The organism is Cryomorphaceae bacterium 1068, assembly GCA_027214385.1.
GTDB lineage: Bacteria > Bacteroidota > Bacteroidia > Flavobacteriales_D > Cryomorphaceae > JAKVAV01.
The window spans coordinates 471,785-489,593 of sequence record JAPVXR010000002.1; the positions used below are offsets into that span (position 1 = coordinate 471,785).

General features: G+C 44.9%; 16 protein-coding genes. 15 read left to right on the forward strand and 1 reads right to left on the reverse strand.

Features of this window, described 5'->3' with window-relative positions:
- A complete protein-coding gene (locus tag O3Q51_04880; protein MCZ4408128.1) occupies window positions 1-2,412 on the forward strand; it encodes a polysaccharide biosynthesis tyrosine autokinase in 2,412 nt (803 codons plus the stop codon).
- Window positions 2,405-3,763, forward strand: a complete 1,359-nt coding sequence (locus tag O3Q51_04885) for an MATE family efflux transporter (protein MCZ4408129.1) — start codon at window positions 2,405-2,407, stop codon at window positions 3,761-3,763. Before O3Q51_04880 ends, O3Q51_04885 begins: the two co-directional genes overlap by 8 nt.
- Here O3Q51_04885 and O3Q51_04890 read toward each other — a convergent pair.
- On the reverse strand, window positions 3,760-4,683 hold the full coding sequence (locus O3Q51_04890) for a sulfotransferase domain-containing protein (protein ID MCZ4408130.1): 924 nt from the start codon (window positions 4,681-4,683) through the stop codon (window positions 3,760-3,762). The genes O3Q51_04885 and O3Q51_04890 overlap by 4 nt on opposite strands.
- 46 nt (window positions 4,684-4,729) lie before the next feature.
- On the opposite strand from O3Q51_04890, the gene O3Q51_04895 reads away from it, so the two are divergent.
- The 13 genes from O3Q51_04895 to asnB (O3Q51_04955) all read left to right on the forward strand — a co-directional run bounded on the left by O3Q51_04895 (window position 4,730) and on the right by asnB (O3Q51_04955) (window position 17,802).
- Window positions 4,730-5,446 carry a hypothetical protein gene (locus O3Q51_04895; protein MCZ4408131.1) on the forward strand — a complete coding sequence of 239 codons (717 nt, stop codon included), beginning with the start codon at window positions 4,730-4,732 and terminating at the stop codon, window positions 5,444-5,446.
- On the forward strand, window positions 5,446-6,573 hold the full coding sequence (locus tag O3Q51_04900) for a glycosyltransferase family 4 protein (protein ID MCZ4408132.1): 1,128 nt from the start codon (window positions 5,446-5,448) through the stop codon (window positions 6,571-6,573). The genes O3Q51_04895 and O3Q51_04900 overlap by 1 nt, the downstream gene beginning before the upstream one ends.
- Entirely contained in the window at window positions 6,566-7,372 is an 807-nt protein-coding gene (locus tag O3Q51_04905; protein MCZ4408133.1) for a glycosyltransferase family 2 protein, read from the forward strand. Before O3Q51_04900 ends, O3Q51_04905 begins: the two co-directional genes overlap by 8 nt.
- Window positions 7,369-7,929 carry an acyltransferase gene (locus O3Q51_04910; protein ID MCZ4408134.1) on the forward strand — a complete coding sequence of 187 codons (561 nt, stop codon included), beginning with the start codon at window positions 7,369-7,371 and terminating at the stop codon, window positions 7,927-7,929. The genes O3Q51_04905 and O3Q51_04910 overlap by 4 nt, the downstream gene beginning before the upstream one ends.
- Window positions 7,926-8,651, forward strand: a complete 726-nt coding sequence (locus tag O3Q51_04915; protein ID MCZ4408135.1) for a class I SAM-dependent methyltransferase — start codon at window positions 7,926-7,928, stop codon at window positions 8,649-8,651. The genes O3Q51_04910 and O3Q51_04915 overlap by 4 nt, the downstream gene beginning before the upstream one ends.
- A 3-nt stretch (window positions 8,652-8,654) precedes the next feature.
- A complete protein-coding gene (locus O3Q51_04920; protein ID MCZ4408136.1) occupies window positions 8,655-9,764 on the forward strand; it encodes a glycosyltransferase family 4 protein in 1,110 nt (369 codons plus the stop codon).
- Between the two features lie 69 nt (window positions 9,765-9,833).
- Window positions 9,834-11,723, forward strand: a complete 1,890-nt coding sequence (gene asnB, locus O3Q51_04925; GenBank protein MCZ4408137.1) for an asparagine synthase (glutamine-hydrolyzing) — start codon at window positions 9,834-9,836, stop codon at window positions 11,721-11,723.
- Window positions 11,720-12,835, forward strand: coding sequence for a glycosyltransferase family 4 protein (locus O3Q51_04930; GenBank protein MCZ4408138.1), 1,116 nt, complete (start codon window positions 11,720-11,722; stop codon window positions 12,833-12,835). The genes asnB (O3Q51_04925) and O3Q51_04930 overlap by 4 nt, the downstream gene beginning before the upstream one ends.
- Window positions 12,836-13,008: 173 nt before the next feature.
- Window positions 13,009-13,230 (forward strand): type II toxin-antitoxin system RelE/ParE family toxin, encoded by a 222-nt coding sequence (locus O3Q51_04935; protein MCZ4408139.1) that lies wholly within the window; start codon window positions 13,009-13,011, stop codon window positions 13,228-13,230.
- A gap of 4 nt (window positions 13,231-13,234) precedes the next feature.
- A complete protein-coding gene (locus tag O3Q51_04940; GenBank protein ID MCZ4408140.1) occupies window positions 13,235-13,519 on the forward strand; it encodes a helix-turn-helix transcriptional regulator in 285 nt (94 codons plus the stop codon).
- Between the two features lie 91 nt (window positions 13,520-13,610).
- Window positions 13,611-14,882, forward strand: a complete 1,272-nt coding sequence (locus O3Q51_04945) for a hypothetical protein (protein MCZ4408141.1) — start codon at window positions 13,611-13,613, stop codon at window positions 14,880-14,882.
- Window positions 14,861-15,964 carry a glycosyltransferase family 4 protein gene (locus tag O3Q51_04950; protein ID MCZ4408142.1) on the forward strand — a complete coding sequence of 368 codons (1,104 nt, stop codon included), beginning with the start codon at window positions 14,861-14,863 and terminating at the stop codon, window positions 15,962-15,964. The genes O3Q51_04945 and O3Q51_04950 overlap by 22 nt, the downstream gene beginning before the upstream one ends.
- On the forward strand, window positions 15,952-17,802 hold the full coding sequence (gene asnB / locus O3Q51_04955; protein ID MCZ4408143.1) for an asparagine synthase (glutamine-hydrolyzing): 1,851 nt from the start codon (window positions 15,952-15,954) through the stop codon (window positions 17,800-17,802). Before O3Q51_04950 ends, asnB (O3Q51_04955) begins: the two co-directional genes overlap by 13 nt.
- Window positions 17,803-17,809 lie beyond the last annotated feature (7 nt).

Consider the following 17,809-nt stretch of genomic DNA (forward strand, 5'->3'; position numbering starts at 1 on the left):
ATGGCAGCAGATAATTTGAATAAGCCCGAAAGAATACAGAATGATTTCGATTTAAAATCTTTCTTTTTCAGGTATCTCAAGTACTGGTTCTGGTTTCCCCTATGCTTGATTCTGGCCTTGGTCATCGCGCGCTACTACAATTGGTACAAGAATCCGGTGTATGCCGTTACCGCGAAGTTGATGGTCAAAGATGAAAATGTTGGGAAGGATCAATTTCTGCGGCAACTAGACGTGGAAACACCGACCAAGAACATCGAGAACGAGATTGAAATACTTCGTTCGCATAGCCTTTTGGCAAAGACCTTGAATGAGTTGGAATTTGATGTTTCTTATTTCTTAGTCGGAGACGTAAAGGTTTCGGAAGCTTACAAGGACAGCCCTTTCAAAGTGGACATTACAGGACTGGAATATTCAGCATACGGCAGACTTTTTGAAATTGAAATAATCGATAAAAATAGATTTCGATTTACCTATCCGCAAGGCGATGGTGAAAAGGTAATCGAAGAGAAATTCGGGGAGTCATTCGATTTTGGCTTGGGTACCATTACACTAATCAAAAGAGAGATTTTTCCTTCGGACGATCTGAAGAATCCGGAGTTTGATAAGCGTCATTACAGAATCAAGTTCAACACAATAACCGCCAATCAAAACAAGTATCTATCGAAGCTTTCTGTAGCATTGGCGCGCTCTCAGAGCACTATTCTTCAACTTTATCTCGAAGATGAGGTCCCACAAAAGGGATTGGATTTCTTGAATGCCTTGATTACCGTCTATCTTCAAAACGATGTAGATTTAAAGAATAAGGCTGCATCAAGAACAGCCGAATTCCTCGATCTGCAGCTTGAAGATATTACCGAAGATTTAGAAAGCATCGAAATCAATCGCGAGAACTATAAAGCCGCTAAGGGAATTATAGACTTGGAGTCTGAGTCGCAAATCGTGCTGGAGAGCATCAAAGATTTAGATGCCAAAAGTGCCATCAATCAAACCAAAATCGGTTTAATTCAGCAACTAAGAGAGTACATTACTGACAATGTGGATGTTCGAGACCTAGCCCCCTCGGCGCTGGATATAAATGATCCATTGCTGGTGAAGCTGATCAACAAACTGAGCGAACTTCAAAGTCAGCGGGAGATTGTCATCAATCGCAGTACGGTAAATGATCCCAACCTGGTTCCCATCAATGCCGAAATAGAGCTCACCCGCTCATCTCTTCTGGAGAACATTCGAAACATTGAGAAGGGTCTGCAACGTCAGCAAGAAGAGCTGGAATCTTCCCTAAAAACATTTACCAAGAGAATTCAACGAATTCCAACTACAGAGCGGGAGCTCTTGGAGATTGAACGCCGATTCAGAATTCAAGAAAGCTTATACTTATTTCTTTTACAGAAAAGAGCAGAATTGGCCATATCTCTGGCCGCTACTGATAGCGATACGAGAGTTGTTGATGCCCCTCGAGTAATTCCAGGGCCAATATCGCCTGTACCTCAGCGCGCCTATTCCATTGCCATTTTACTCGGCTTAATGATTCCTGTTCTTATTATTTTTTTGGTCGAAAACTTAAACGATAAGATCAATGATTTGGCCGGTCTGAAGCGACTGACATCTATTCCGATTATAGGAGTGGTCAGATTTAATCAGCACAAATCTCCTCTCGTAGCTTTAGAAAAACCACGCTCGAGTATTTCAGAAGAGTACAGAAGCATCAGGTCAAATCTCAAATTCTTTCATGCTGAAAAAGGTCCTGACGTGGTCATGGTTACCTCCTCGATTGGTACTGAAGGAAAGACCTTTACGGCTATGAATTTGGCCTCCATTATGGCCGCCACAGGTTCTAAGGTGGTTCTCATCGGGCTTGATCTGCGCAAGCCAAGAATAGTGGAAGACTTTGGTATTGAGAATAAAATTGGCTGCAGTAATTACTTAAGTGGAAATGCATCAATCGACGATATTTTAGTTCCTTCGGGCTATTCTGAGAATTTGTTCATCGCGCCCTCCGGCCCGCCACCACCAAATCCATCTGAGCTGATTATATCAGATCGTATGCCACACCTCATTAAAGAATTGAGTGAGCGGTTTGATAAGATTATTATCGATACTCCTCCCGTAGGATTGGTTTCAGACGGATTGCAAATCAGCGATTATGCGAATGTAACGGTCTTTGTGGTCCGCGAAGGGGTTACGCGAAAAGCTCATTTGGCTCAAGCCAATGAAATGTTTGAGAAGGGCCGATTGAAGCACCCAACTCTCGTTTTCAATGCAGCTAAACGCAAGAATAAATCATATTCCTACGGTGGGGCCTATGGTTACGGTTATGGCTACGGCTACCAAAGCGATTACGGCAACTATTTTGACGAGCAGGAAGAGAGTGACTCCAAGTCAAAGTGGAATCCATTCCGTCGCAATGATTAATGGGCTAATCGCTCGAATACGGTCTACTTCTGATTTTAGAGGTAAGCAAATTCTCAAAAATATTTTGTGGTCAGCAGGTCTGAAAGGAGTAAATGCCTTGATCAGCTTTATAATCGTTCCGCTCTACCTAAGCCTGCTTACCGAGCTGAGTTTTGGGATTTGGCTTACGGTTAGCGCAGTTTTGCAGTGGTTCAATTTCTTCGACTTGGGTATAGGAAACGGCTTGAGAAACAAGCTTGCCGAAGCACTAGCTCAAAAGGATTATAAGCTGGGAAAGATATATGTCAGCACAACATATGCCTTAATATCGGGTGTTGCCGTTGGTATGTTCATCTTATTTTTTGGTGCTAATTTCTTTTTTGATTGGGCGCAGGTTTTTGAAGCTCCGCCAGCTCTTGTTAATGATGTTAGGGGAATGGTCATTATTCTCTTTTGCCTTTTCGTTCCTCAGTTTGTCGCTCAATTGATCAAGATGGTTGTTACCGCCGATCAGCGACCCGCCTTGTCCAATCTAATGAACACTTTGGTCAACATCCTCCAGTTGGCAGGTGTATTTTTATTGAGCGAATACAGTATGGGCTCACTAGTAAATTTGGCATGGGTCATCGCAGGTATCAATCTGTTCATTCCGCTGGTAGCGAGTGCCTATCTTTTTTCGAGCCGTTACAAGGAATTGAGCCCTTCTTTTTCTCACGTCGACCTCAAGTATTCCAATTCACTTCTGGGTCTGGGAGCTACGTTCTTTATTCTTCAAGGCGCGGCCCTAGTGGTTTTCATGACCGATAATCTGATTATTACCAAAGTACTCGGTCCCGAGGAAGTTCCTGCCTACAATATTTCTTATCGTTACTTCAATCTCGCTCTTGTCTTTTTTGGCTTGGTTACCACTCCGTTCTGGTCGGCATTTACCGATGCCTTTGTAAAGGAGGATTTCGGATGGATTAAAAAAATGCTCAAGCGATTGCTCTTTCTCTGGGTAGTGATGGCGGTTGGAGTTGTTCTATTGATCCTGATAGCTCCTTATGTCTACCATTTTTGGATTGGTGATGAGTTGGAAATTCCATCTGCCCTCAACTGGTGTATGGGAGCATGGGTAATCCTCTCAGCACTACTCAGCATTTTCGGCACTTTTTTAAGTGGAATTGGAAAATTGAAAGTCTCCCTTTTTCACGCCGTCTTTGTGATGATTGTTAATATTCCGCTCTCCATCTGGTTGGCTCAGTACTCCATGCTGGGCAGTGCAGGAGTAATTCTCGCAAGCACGATTGGCGCCTCGTTCCGATTGTTATTTCAACCCTATCAAACTTGGCTCATTTTGCAAAAACGAGCCAAAGGAATCTGGAACCGCTAGATTTCGTTCAAGTAGTTTTTAGCGAAATTCTCTGAACCATACGTATCAGGAAGAAGCTCTTTAAGAGACTCGTTATCCGTTCGGAAGTGATCTTTAATTTTTTTCCGAAGTGCAGGAGAAAACTGAAATTTTTTCTTGCCACCCAATCGGTGCTCAATCGCTTGAATATTCTTTCTGAAAATCTGCTTCCCTGCCCCCGATCTTTCCAAGATTCCTTTTAGGCTATTGGTCTTGCGCAGATACTCCAATTGACGAGCGCTTAGGCTGCTGTTCGTCTTTTTGTCAAAATCGATGTCCACAGTCAATTCAAGATTTAGCTCGCGGCAAAATTGCTCAATGAAATCGCTGGGATTTGTGGTGAAATCCTCGTAGAGAAAAACATGAACTTTCTCAAAGAGTCCCTGATATAGGCTCAAGAGTGAGGAGTAGAAATACTGCTCAGTTTGTTCTATTGAAGTAAAAGTCGGAAAAAGTGGGTTCGATCGATCAGAACGCTCGTTATCAAAGCGAATGAATTCGTGTGGTTTCGCTGTGTGCCCGGAGTAAACGCCGATGGAATACAGTGACTCCAAAAGGTCAGCCTGATTGCGCAGAAACAAAATAATCTCTGCATTCGGGAAAAGTTGTTTCAGACGCATTCCATTTCGCGTCCTATTGGTCGAAACCAGATAGAGCGATTGACCTGCAAGAAGTTCGTTAGAGATTATCAAATTACCTTTGTCCTGCAGTGCTGCGCTCTCTCGAACAGACTGTTCATTGTAGCGACTTTCATCTTGGTACATCAATCGCTGAAAAGCCTCGCTGTATTGTGTTTGGTTTATGCCAATGTGTTTGAAGTTGTTTAAATTGGGAAAAACCTCCTTCTGAAAAAAGGTGCTTGCCGTTCGCGGCATTCCTATGTGTACAAGTGTTCGATTCACGTTCAAATCTAATCATTTCTCATGGCTGAAAATGTATCTTTGAGCCATGCGGAATGCGACCATCGTACTCACGGCAACCATCAGGCCCAATGTTGATTTTGTGGCGAGAGCCGATGTCGACCGAAGAATAGAAGATTACGCCAAGTGTATTTCGTTTTATCTGCAGAATACTTCACAGCCGATCGTCTTTGCAGAAAATTCGGGTTTCGATCCCAATGAATCACCGCTATTCAGACCCTTCCTCGATCACGATCGCTTCCATTGGCAGACCATTGAGCCCCATTCAGACTTGTCTAAAGGTAAAGGGTTTCAAGAATTTTATACGCTCGATCAATTGGTTGAAAAAGGTCTTTGTGGAGAATACTTTGTCAAGATCACGGGACGCTACTTAGTCAGAAATGCACCTTCACTTATCGAAAAAATGAAGGCTCCTTTTCACATCGATTTGCACCAAAAGATGAAAGTGGCCATCACGGGATTTTTTGGTGTAGAAACGCAGTTCTATCGGGATCACCTTTTCGGGAAATACATCGAATCCAATGACGTTCAAGGCCGCTTTATTGAACACGTCATTTATGATGCTATTCGCGACAATGATTTCTCCAAATCGGTAGAGTTACTTCATGAAAATGCTCAATACGAAGGTGTATCAGGGAGTCACGGAAACAGCATGGCGCGCAATCCTTATAAGATGAAATTGCGTTCGCTCGAACGATCCATTAGTCGTGCCATAGGTATCAATAAATTCCTCATTGAGTATTGATGCGCTGGCTCACTTACTTCCCAAAATTCGAAAGCATTCATCTTACCAAGGATGTCGGTATGATTCCGTTTTACGTCAATCTGTTTGGCTATGAATCTACCCTCCTGGGGCACTCGGAGGCCACTATCTCCATTCCCGATGAGGTGGGAGGTCTGAATATTGAGCTTCTCGAGGAAAAGCGACCACTCTTTTTTCTTGATCGGGCCTTTCTGGATTGGCTTAAGGCCAATGCCAAATCAGTAGATGTGCTCCATCTCTTTCACCTTAGTAGGGACAGTATTTTTTACGGAGCTTACTACAAGCGGTTGAATCCAAAAGGCAAGCTTTACCTGAAGCTGGATGCCTACAATGATCATCTGCTTTCGCGAAAGCGATATGCCAAAAACCCGATCAAGAACGCTCTGTTACAGCGGACCGAAAAGGATTTTTTTCGAAAGCTGGATTTAGCGACAATCGAAAATAGCGAAGGCTTAGTGTTGACCGCACAGACCTACCCTGAGCTTTCTCCAATTCTCCAATACTTGCCGAATGGCTGCAATGACAACTACTTGGGTGAGCACTTTTCGGGGACACCCGTCAAAGAAAACATTATTCTCTCTGTTGGCCGATTGGGAAGTTCAGATAAAAACTACGAATTGCTACTCGCAGCCTTGCCTCAAATAAAACTGCCAGAATGGAAATTCGTGATCGTCGGTCCGATCAGCGATGATTTCCAATTGAAGATCGACGAATTTTTCCGATTACATCCCGAATGGCTTGACCAACTAAGGTTCACGGGAATCATATCCGATCGAAAGAGACTCTATGATCTTTATTCAAAAGCTTCTGTGTTTTTTCTCCCTTCACGGTTTGAATCTTTTGGAATTTCATTCGTGGAAGCACTCTACTTTGGTTCTTGCCTTGTTGGCCACAAGGGTATGTACGCGTACCGCGATATCTGTAAAGACGGCCAATTCGGCTGTTTTTTTGAAGACAATGACCCAGTGTCATTTGCAGCCGCCATTGAGGAGGCCACATTGAAATATTCCGGAAGCGACTTCCTTATGAAGGCAAGCGAGCATGGTCGGAACACTTTTTCATGGAGCAAGCTCATCGAAAAATTAATTGCTAAACTTGGTCATGACTGAACGCCACTTTCTGTCTGTCATCACGGTGAGTTTTAATTCAGTGAAGACTATTGGTCAAACGCTCGAATCGCTGCAAAGTCAAACGTCGAAGGACTTTGAGTCTATCGTCATTGATGGAGCCAGCACTGATGGCACGCAAGAAATAGTGAAATCCTTTGGCGATTTAGTGACCTCCTTTGTTTCTGAAGAGGATGGAGGGATTTACGATGCTATGAACAAGGGCATCGCAAGATCTAGAGGTCAGTATCTTGCATTTCTAAATAGCGATGATGCTTATTTTCCCGAGACCGTAGAGTGGGTAAAGGCTTTCGCCAAAAACACCAAGGCTTCGATCATTTATGGAAACCTCCAAAAAGAAAGGGAGCTGAGCGGAGAAATCTTGACCCGTATCGAAAAGCCCAATTTGAAACTCATGCCAAAAACCATGGGTGTTTTTCATCCTGCTACTTTTGTAAAAGCGGAACTATTTGAAAAGCTTGGACCATACGACGTCCGCTTTAAACAAGCAGCAGATTACCATTGGCTGTTGTGCGCATACTTGGAAAAAATAGATTTTCAATACCTCGATCAGACCTTGGCAAAATTCAGCACTGGCGGAGTCAGTAATTTTTCTTGTGAGACCTATCGAGAAGCCGCCATCATTCAAAAAGAATTGGGTACAGGGACTCCCGACGAGATGGAGAAGCTTCACGAGTTTTGCTTGAAAAAACGGAAGAGAAATAGTTTGATTGCAAAATTGGCCGAATGGCCTATCCTTCGCGATATTTACCGCCAACAGATTAAAAAACGCTGGAATTGACACGATTCTTTGAATACCTGCTTTACTTTCGCTACCGCTTCAATGGCTGGCTTGTAAGCATCTACCTCGGTGCGCTCGGATGTAAGGTGGGCAAAGGTCTGAAGTGTTTGAGGCTTCCCTCCTTCAAGGACATCCCGAAAGGGAATATCCGTATTGGCGATAATGTATCTGTGGGCAAGGGAGTGATTTTTGAAATCGCGAGAACAGGCTCACTCAATATTGGTGAACGCTGCACGTTGGGAGATTATAGTCGGTATTCTTCCATCGACGAGATTTCTATCGGCAAGGCTGTTGCTATAGCAGAGCATGTCAGCATTCGCGGAAGCTTTCATAAAACGGATCGCGATCAAAATATTATTGATCAGGGAGATGAAGGCGCGCCGATCTCTATTGGTAATGACGTTTTACTCGGTGCTCAGACTGTTGTATTGATGGGAGTTAGTATTCCCGATGGAGTCGTTATCGGCTCTCAATCTTTGGTTCGTAAAAGCGATAAAGTCCATCCTTATGGTATTTTTGCGGGCTCACCGCTGAATCATATTCGCGATCGCCGATGAAAACCAATGAAGTAAAAGCTTTTTTTGAGCGCACCGATGTGTACCTCACTTATAATTACAACCTCCGCATTCGAGCGGAAACGGTGGCGCATTTTATCGGTGACGAGCATTTCGATCAAGTATTGGACATGCCGTGCGGTACAGGAGATATCTCTGCGCCTTTTCTCGAGAATTTCGGACACATCACCATGATGGATTTTTCCGAAAATATGATCGCTACATCTAAGTCGCGAATTCCCGATGAGGCAAAATCGAAAGTCACTTTCATCAACGGCGATTTTTACGCCCACGATTTTGGAGTGCAGCAATTCGACTTGGTGATGAACATCGGTATCTTGGCCCATATCGCCGATCCGATGCGCTTTCTCGAAGAATCGATGAAATTGGTGAAGCCGGGTGGGAGTCTCATTCTTCAAAATACCGATAGTGATCATTGGTTCGCTAAGCTAATCCATTCTTATCTCGGATTGCGCAGAGCCATCGGGAAGGACAAGTACAAATTGAACAAGGTTTCCGAAAAAGATCTTTTGAAAAAAGTGACTGGAAATGGTTTCCATTTGCAGCAGAGCTTCCGCTACAATCAGTCATTCTTGGGGCTATCCAGACTTTTTAGCAACGACTTGAAGTATAAGCTCACCCGCGACTATTTCGGCGATGCAGCCACGCCTCGAAACCAGAAGGCGGGTAGTGATGTGACGTACTTGTTCAGTAAGGAGTCGTAAAACATGAACATCCTCCTCATTCCCGAAAACTTTCCTACCGATGAGAATCCCGTAGCGGGAATTTTCATGAAGGACTACATAACAGCCATGCAAGCTTTTGCCAAGGTCACGGTGTTCAATTCCAATCCTTGGTACCGCGGTCAATACGAGGAAGTAGAAGGCGCTCGTTGCTTTGATCTTCATCTCTTTGCGAAAAAATGGAGATTCCCGTTTAATATTGCAGCATACACTTATTGGGAAAGACAGAGTTTGAAGTTTACCAAAAAACTGCCCAAACCCGATCTCATTCATCTCCACGGAACAGCGCAGCGAGGTAAGTGGGTAGCTAAGCTGGCGGCTCATTGGAATGTGCCTTTCGTGATCACTGAGCACACAGGCCCTTGGTCGGCCATTTCGGCTAGACCCGCGATCCTCAAACGAGTGAAGGGCATCATGGAAAAAGCCGATTTGGTGATGCCAGTGAGCAAACACTTGGAGAAGGAAATCCTCGAAAGTGGCATTAAGCCCCAAAGGATGGCTGTGCTCGGAAACCCTATTGACACTGATTTTTTCTCTCTTCGAGAAAAGCCCTTGACCGCCACCAAACACATTCTTTTTCTTGGGAGACTCGATCCATTTAAGGGTGGTCTACGAACGCTGAAAGCTTACAATAAAATCAAAGATGAATTTCCCGAATACCGATTGACTATTGCGGGTGATGGAGTAGAAGGAGATGCTATACAGACGTTTATCGAAGAGAACCATTTGGAAGCTGGAGTAGAATTTCTTCGAAAGCAACTCAACCGAGAAGAGATGCGAACGCTTTTTCATGAGTCGACTTTTCTCGTTTTCCCAAGTGAGTTTGAAAGCTTCGGCCTGGTAGCAGCTGAGGCTATGGCAACAGGGCTTCCTGTGGTAATTTCGGATCGGACAGGACCTTTAGATTATAGTAGCTCAACTAATTCAATTCAAATCGAGCCTGAAAGTATTGAAGCCGGATTACGTGAAATGATCGAAAGGATTGAGGGCTTTGATCCCAAAAAAGTCAGGTCGAGTATTGAGAATAATTTCGGTACAGCTGCTTTTTCGAATAAGTTGAAAGAGGCCTATCTTCAAACTCCTAGATCGAGCTGAAGATAGATTGTAAATAAGTGATGGCAATCGAAGTCCAATCCACCTTGCATTTTCATTTATACTTGCATTATGTGCGGCATCTTCGGTGTATGGAATTATAAAGGCTTGAACGGGCATGCCTTGCGCAAAGCCTCGGGTATGCTGAGACACCGCGGGCCTGACGATGAGGGCTTCCTCTTGGTAAATCAAGGCGCGGCCATTCCCTATGCGGGTGATGATAGTGTAATCAAAGATTTGGAGCAGCTACCTGATTCTCTTCCTTCTCCAAATGCCCTACTTCATCGTCGTCTCTCTATTCTCGACCTTTCGCCGCAAGGCCATCAGCCAATGCGGCACCAAGACCGAGAAATCTATCTCACCTTTAACGGGGAGATTTACAACTTTCAAGAGCTTCGAGAGCAATACAAACTGCCAACTAAAACGGGAACCGACACCGAAGTCATTCTCCAGCTTTATGCCAAAATCGGCGAAGAAGCCTTTTCGAAATTCAGAGGCATGTGGGCCATGGCTATTCTCGATTTGGAAAAGAACAAGCTGGTACTTTCGCGCGATCGCTTTGGGATCAAACCACTTTACTTCACTGAAAAAAATGACGGCTTGGCTTTTTCTAGTGAAGTGAAACCGCTTCTTTCTCTTCCGGGAATGAAGTCAGAATGGCAGCGCGACAAGCTGCTGCAATTTCTGGTGTACGGCGCTACGGACGACCCCTGCGAGAATTTCTTTAAAGGAATAGAATCGGTAAAGCCCGGACATTATTTGAGTTTCAATTTGGATACTCTTTCTAAAACTGAAACTCATTACTACAACCTTCGCAAGCAAATTCGCAAAAGTGAGTATGCCAACGGAACCTTCGATGAGCGCTTTGGCGATAGCATTCGAGAGCACCTGATTTCCGATTTGGAAGTGGGCTCCTGCCTTAGCGGTGGATTGGATTCCAGTCTAATCGTTGCCACAGCTTGTCCCTCGGTGAAAAAAACGTTTACCTGTTCTTTTCCTAATTCGGATATTGACGAGACACGTTTTGCTATGCAGTTGACTTCAGCTTGTCCCGATTTGAATCAGCATTTCACAAGCCCTAGCTCCCGCGATTTCCTCGAGGCATTTGACGAAATTATTCGCACCCAAGAACGCCCCATTGGCTCGGCTTCGGTATTCGCCCAATACGCCGTCATGAAGTCGGCGCGAAAAAATGGGATCACCGTTCTTCTCGACGGGCAAGGAGCCGATGAAGTCTTTGGCGGGTATTATCCCTTTGCGGGAGCATACCTACTCTCCATTTTAAAGTCGGGAAATCTCGGTCGTTTTAATCGAGAGATGAAGGCTTTAAAGAAGAATTTTAACCCCAAAATGGAGCAAGCTATGTTGCGCTCTCTATTTTACAATTTGCCGAAAAGCTTGAAACTCTTGGTGCGGAAAAAGAAGCGCTTGGGTTTTGATTTAATTGCCGAAAACTACCATAATAGAGCAGCGCAGCTTGACGTGCCCGAGAGAGGAGCCTCTGAGTTTACCGAACTCGCTTTAAAGAGTGTCGGTTTTGGCTTGCAGGAATTGCTCCATTACGAAGATCGAAACTCCATGCGCTTTAGCATCGAGAGTCGGGTGCCATTTCTTGATCATCGATTGGTTGAATGGACGCTTTCTCAGCCACACGAGAACCTTTTGAAAAATGGCTGGACAAAGAACCCTATACGAGAAGCTTTGGACAAGCGTGGATTAAAAGACTTGGCTTGGCGACGCGATAAACTAGGATTTGTGGTGCCACAAAAAGAGTGGCGCGATGAGCTCTTTCCGCAATTACAGAAAAACTGGAAAGACCTCGAACTCGATGAGGTGTTTGATTTTAACTCGGTGATGGATTTGCTCAACAACCCCGTGCATTCCAATTCCGCCCAATCGGAGTTTTGGAGAATCTACGGGTTGATCCGATGGCTTAAAATTTTCAAAGTCGAATTGGTATGAACATCACCATTGTCTGCGGTCACTTCTTGCCAGCCATGGGTTATATTGAAGTCCATCTAGCTCGGGCTTTCGCTGAAATGGGTCATCGTGTTACGGTGGTCACCAGCGATGCCGTTCCGCCATACGTCAGTCATCTTCACCAAGAGTTTGGACAGCCACCCAAGGGCGTTGAAGTCATCCGTCTCAAATCCATTTTTTCGCTCGGACAAATAGTTATCAGCCGTGGCGTCAAGAAAGCTGTAGTGAATTCTCATCCCGATATGATCATCGTTATCGGCTTGGGAAAACGTTTTCCGAAGCCAGCTTTAGGGTTGGGAGTCCATACCACCGTTCTATTTGGCGACAATGCTGCGAGTTACGGTGATTCACCTTCTGCTAAGACGCGATTGCTGTTTGAGCTCTTCAAAAGAGCAACGTACCAAAAAGCCGCTGCGAAAGCAGATCGATTGGTAGCCTACACTCCCGAAAGTTTTGAGGCGGCAGGGAGAATGCTCGGCGGAAAATGGCAAAAGAAACTAGACGAACAAGAAGATTTCATTAGTCTCGGCTTTCATCCCGATGAATTCTTCTTTGATGAGAATTTGCGAACCAACAAAAGAGCTGAATTGGGTTTTTCAGAATCTGATCGGGTAGTGGTCACCGCCACCCGATTTCGGCCCGAAAAGAACTTGGAGTGGGCTATTCCTGCCTTTCAGAAAGCCAGCCCGAATACCAAATGGTTATTGCTTGGCAGCGCAGAAGATGACTATGCGAAACAATTAGAAGAGCATTTGAAGCGAGATTTGGGTCAAGACCGCTTCATTCTTTTACCGCATCAGAGAAGAGTTGACCTCAATGCGTTTTACAATGCTGCCGATGTTGCATTGTTCACTACTCCCGCCATCTCCATCATCGAGTCAATGGGTATCGGTCTTCCCGTTTTTCTTCCCGAAACCAAAAGCCTTTCACACCTCATTCGCGAAAGCGATCAGGGGCAAATCGTTAAGGATTTCGATTCTATGGAATTTGGTGATCTCCTGGTCGAGAATCGCGGAGATCTGGCCGCAAAAAATGAAGATCTTTTTTCTTGGAAAAGACAAGCTGAACTTCTTCTTTCAGTCAATAGAGGTTAGAGGGTAAGTAAAATTGGCTTTCTATTAACGTGAATAATGTAACGAATTCGTTACATTTGTAGTATGAGAGAAATCTTCATATCCCAAGAATGTCTTGATTTTATAGACTCGCAGGATGAAAGGGTCTCTCTGAAGTTTTTCAGCTCGTGGAGATCATTGGAGAATTAAAGGAAGTGCATGCGCACTTTTTGAAGAAACTACAAACAACTCAGTTTTATGAGCTACGAATTAAAACAAGAAATGAGTATCGCATCATAATTTTTGCAATTGACCATTTGAACTTCACAGAATCTTCAAAAGCTGTTTGTCTCGTAGGTTTTCAGAAGAAGTCGACGAAGGATTATAAAAAAGCTATCAAGAGAGCCGAAAAAGCTCTTGAACAATATTTAGAATAACGCCATGGGAAAGATTATAAATGCCAAAGATCTGATTGCTAAACGATACGGAAAAGAGGGGTCTGAAGAGCGAGAACGCTTTAAGGAGGAAGCCTTTTCCTACTATTTTGGTGAATTGATCAGAAACCGCAGGAAAGAATTGAAAATGAGTCAAGAAGTTCTGGCAGAGAAAGTAGGTAAAAAGAGACCTTATATTTCAAGAATTGAAAGTGGTGAGGATATTCGGCTATCCAATTTTGCCTTGCTAGCCAAAGCGTTGGGGCTTACGATTGAATTAAAACCAAATTAGGGCTGCGTTTGAAACTTCCTTCAGCTCGTTGATAAAAAGGTTACTTTTTGCGCTCTCGCTCTGCCTGCTCGGGTTTTCTTTGTAAAACTTTATGACGTTTCGGGAATGGACAGAATGGCTGCGCGATTTACCTTGGTTACTCAGGTGGTTTCCACTTTTGGTGGTGCTGCGCCCACTTGTCGATAGCCTTTACTTTCTCAAGGAAGTCAGTCCGCTCGCCTCACCCCCTTACCTCGTTGGGGTGATTACTCCTATTTTGGCCATTGCGGCTATGGTTAAATTTCGCTCGCCGCCTTTTGGCAAAGTCGATAAGGCATTTTTGCACTGGTCGATCATCGTCCTGCTCAATTGCTTTTTTCTACTGCTTTACGATCCGCTTTCCATTCTTACCATCGAGTTTCTGCTCAAACTTTCCTTGCCCGTTTACCTTTTCTTTTTTCTGAGAATATTCATTCGTGATCTCAGAGACTTGCATGGAATTCTTCAATCCTTCCTTTATGCGGGGATTTTTATCGTGGCGATCTTACTTTTTGAAGTTTTGGTGAATCCCATTCGAATAGAAGAGAGTCGCGGACTGCAAAGAATTCAGGGGAGCTTCGGTGATGTGGTCAGTTATGGGATGTATATCACCTTTGCCATTTCGGCGGCCACTTATTTTTTCTTCTCTAGAAATCACGTTGTAGCTCAAAACAAGCGATTGATTCTAGTGGGTGTCGTGGCATTTTTCGGCATTCTCGGGTTGGTGAATATTCACCACACCGCCACGTATACGGTGTTTTTCCTAATCACTGCTTTGTTCTTGCTTTTCAATTTCAGGAAAGGGAGCCCCGCTTTGGGTTTTGCTATGATCGTTATCGTCGGAATCGGGATTTCTTATTTCGGTAGCAGCATAGTAGATGAAAAGATTACACCTTTGATCGAAACAGATTTGGCAGTATATTCCGGTGATGAAGACACAGATCGACTGCTTCACGGAAGGGTCGGACGCTGGAGGGTGATGCTAGAAAAGTTTTCTTCGGAAAACGTCCCTGTTCAATTCTTCGGTTATCCACTCAAGTTCGATTATGTCTTCCAGTTTATCGGGATTGGTTCACACAACGATTTCATTCGAATGCTCTTCGCCACGGGGATTTTGGGTCTGATTTTATACGTCCGTATGCTCGTCGTAGTTTTTCGAAGAAATATCTTGCTCGGCCCCGCACAGCGCTTCCTGCTTTACGCTACTTTTGCTGCGTTGCTGTTTTATAGTATCAGCGTTACGCCTACATTTTACGCCCCATTCATGTATTTCACTATGGCTGTATTTGCTTATGCAGCCCTCCCCGAAAACCTACGCTTAAGATGGAAAAACCAAGAATTCTAATCTTAGGCAAGCTGCCTCCTCCTTTGATGGGGCCAGCTATTGCGACGCGAATCATTCTCGATTCCGACTTGCAAGAGGACTTTGATCTCCATCATTTCGATACACGTATCAACGCCGATGTAGCAGATATGGGTCGGTTTAAGTTGCAAAAGATCAAAACTATCAGAGCGCTGTATTCGAACTTTGACGAAAGTCTAAAGAAGGTAAAACCTGATCTTGTTTTAGTGCCTATCGGGCAAACTACTGCTGGGTTTTTGAAAGATATTCCCTTTATCAGAATGGCCGCCAAGTCCGGCGCACGAGTGGTGATTCAACTTCGTGGTAGTGAGTTTAGAAAGTGGTTTGATGGCTTAGATCCGATCCGAAAAAACATGGTCAAGGGTGCTTTGGCAAAGGTGCACGGGGTAATTGTTTTAGGTGAAAACCTGCGCTATCTCTTCGAAGGCTTGGTTCCTTCTGAAAAGATTTTTGTGGTGTCTAATGGAGCCGACTACCAGTTTCCTGAATGCCGAACGAAGTCCTTGCGCATTCTCTATTTGGCCAATTACCTTCCGGGAAAAGGGATCAAAGAGTTGCTGCAAGCCTTAATTTTGGTTCACGAAAAGCAAAAGCTCCGATTCGAGTTCCACGGCTATGGCAGCTGGGATAACGATTCCTACAAAAGCGAGTGTATCAAAATGGTTGAGCGTTACGCCAATTTCTTTTTGAACGGGAGTATTTCGGGAGAAGCAAAATGGCAAGCATTCGCCGATGCCAATATTTTCGTTTTTGCTCCCAAAGCACCTGAAGGTCATCCGTGGAGTTTAGTAGAAGCGTCGGCTGCTGGATTGCCAATTTTGAGTACCGATCGCGGAGCCATTCGTCAAAATGTGATCGATGGTGAAAATGGATTTTTAATAGAGAATCCCGATCCGGAACTTCTGGCAGAGAAAATCGCTGAGCTAATCCGCGACGAGGATCTTCGCACTCGTATGGGAAAAGCTTCACATCAACTCCATTCAACTCATTTTACCGCCAAAGCGATGAGCGGTCAAATGCGAACTGTTTTCCAAACCGTATTGAGTCAATCATGTGTGGAATAGTTGGATACGTTGGAAGAGATTTATCGAAGCTGCGACTGGAGGAATCTGTCGAATCATTGCGTCATCGCGGCCCCGACTTTGGCAACTCTTTTAAGGAATGGGTAGGTAAGAGGTGCCTCTTTTTGGGGCATCGCAGGCTTTCCATTATCGACCTGAGCGACGAGGGGAATCAGCCCATGCACGAGGGCGAGGTGAGTATCGTATTCAATGGTGAAATCTATAATTTCCGTGAGCTGAAAGCCGCACATCTTGGCGGTGAGTCGTTCCACTCAAACTCAGATACTGAAGTCGTCTTGAAGCTTTATCGAAAGTTCGGCGCCGACTTTGTCCACCACTTGAAAGGCGACTTTGCCATGGCCATCTTCGACCGTCACAAAGGAGAGCTTCTCCTTATTCGAGATCGAATGGGCGTGAAGCCACTTTACATCTACGAGTCCGATGGATTGTTGGGATTTTCCAGCGAGATCAAAGCCTTCCCGCAAGCTGGTTTGAGTCTTTCTCCGAGAGAAGATGGCCTCGGAAAGTTTTTGGTCTTCAAATACAGTCCTGCTCAGGACACGCTTTACAATGAAGTGAGGCGATTGGCGCCGGGCACCATTCTTCGTATAGATTTGAATTCGGGAAAATCCACCGAAAGTAAGTACTGGAATCTCCAAGACGAGGTCAAGCCATTCCGCGGCAGTTTTGATGATGCCAAAGTCGAGTTGCGCGAGCGACTCGGCGCCGCAATTGAAGAGCGACTTATCGCCGATGTTCCCATTGCCAATTATCTCTCTGGAGGTCTCGATTCGTCCATCATTGCCTACCATCTTCGAGGGAAGGAATTCACGCATTACTGCGCCGTAAAAGATAAGCGTGATCTAAAAGCTGAGGGAACCACCTCCGACGGTGCTTTCGCCAAAAAACTGGCAGATGACTGGAGCCTCAATTTGGAAACCATCTCCATCGGATTGGATCAGTTGACTCCCGATTTGATTCGAAAATCCATCACCGCTTGCGACGACTTAATCGCCGATGGCTCCATCATCCCAGCCATGCTTATTGCCGAAAGGGCAGCCCAAAAGCATCGAGTAGTGCTGAGCGGAATGGGAGCCGACGAACTCTTCCTCGGCTACAACGGCCACTTCCTGCTCAAGCTCACGCACATGGCACAAGCCGTGCCCGGGTTTAAAGGGATCGCCTCACCGCTTTTGCAAAAGATCAAAGCGGGAAAAGGCCCCTTCAAAGCCTACCGCCGCTACTTGCAGAAATGGGGAAACAACCTCGGAAAGGATTACCAAGCCGCTCGATTCAGCGTGGTGGGCGATGTGGATTCGGCGCTCAGCTTGCTGAAACAACCACCTGACTTAGAGTCAATCTTCGGGAGCCTTCGAGGCAATGATTTCGAAAGTCTGTTTGCCTTTGAAATGGAGAATTTCTTGGTGAAAAACCTGCACTACCTCGATGGTTCTTCCATGGCCTATGGCTTGGAAAGTCGTGTGCCTTATCTCGATCACGACTTGGTGACATTTGCCGCGGGCCTACCCGTTGACTTCAAGCTCGACAAACAGCTCCGCTCCAAAAAGATTCTCAAAGCCGCTTACGCCGATGTACTTCCTGCCGATATCACAAAAAGGAGAAAAGCGGGGTTTGGCATGCCGTTGCGTACGCTGCTCTCCAAAAGAGCGTTGCTCGATCAGTTAATGCCTTACGACATTTTGGAAGCCACAGGGCAAATTGATATCGATCAATTGCGCGCGTTGGAAGAAGCGCATATCAGCGGTAAGCAGGATCAGTCAGCTTTGATTTATAGTCTGATAATTTTTGGGAATGAGAGTCTTGTTTCTGACTTTGCTTGATGCTGGT

Coding starts and splice junctions, on each gene's coding strand:
- O3Q51_04880 (MCZ4408128.1), top strand. CDS start 1: ATGGCAGCAGATAATTTGAATAAGCCCGAAAGAATACAGAATGATTTC.
- O3Q51_04885 (MCZ4408129.1), top strand. CDS start 2,405: ATGATTAATGGGCTAATCGCTCGAATACGGTCTACTTCTGATTTTAGA.
- O3Q51_04895 (MCZ4408131.1), top strand. CDS start 4,730: ATGCGGAATGCGACCATCGTACTCACGGCAACCATCAGGCCCAATGTT.
- O3Q51_04900 (MCZ4408132.1), top strand. CDS start 5,446: ATGCGCTGGCTCACTTACTTCCCAAAATTCGAAAGCATTCATCTTACC.
- O3Q51_04905 (MCZ4408133.1), top strand. CDS start 6,566: ATGACTGAACGCCACTTTCTGTCTGTCATCACGGTGAGTTTTAATTCA.
- O3Q51_04915 (MCZ4408135.1), top strand. CDS start 7,926: ATGAAAACCAATGAAGTAAAAGCTTTTTTTGAGCGCACCGATGTGTAC.
- O3Q51_04920 (MCZ4408136.1), top strand. CDS start 8,655: ATGAACATCCTCCTCATTCCCGAAAACTTTCCTACCGATGAGAATCCC.
- asnB (MCZ4408137.1), top strand. CDS start 9,834: ATGTGCGGCATCTTCGGTGTATGGAATTATAAAGGCTTGAACGGGCAT.
- O3Q51_04930 (MCZ4408138.1), top strand. CDS start 11,720: ATGAACATCACCATTGTCTGCGGTCACTTCTTGCCAGCCATGGGTTAT.
- O3Q51_04940 (MCZ4408140.1), top strand. CDS start 13,235: ATGGGAAAGATTATAAATGCCAAAGATCTGATTGCTAAACGATACGGA.
- O3Q51_04945 (MCZ4408141.1), top strand. CDS start 13,611: ATGACGTTTCGGGAATGGACAGAATGGCTGCGCGATTTACCTTGGTTA.
- O3Q51_04950 (MCZ4408142.1), top strand. CDS start 14,861: ATGGAAAAACCAAGAATTCTAATCTTAGGCAAGCTGCCTCCTCCTTTG.
- asnB (MCZ4408143.1), top strand. CDS start 15,952: ATGTGTGGAATAGTTGGATACGTTGGAAGAGATTTATCGAAGCTGCGA.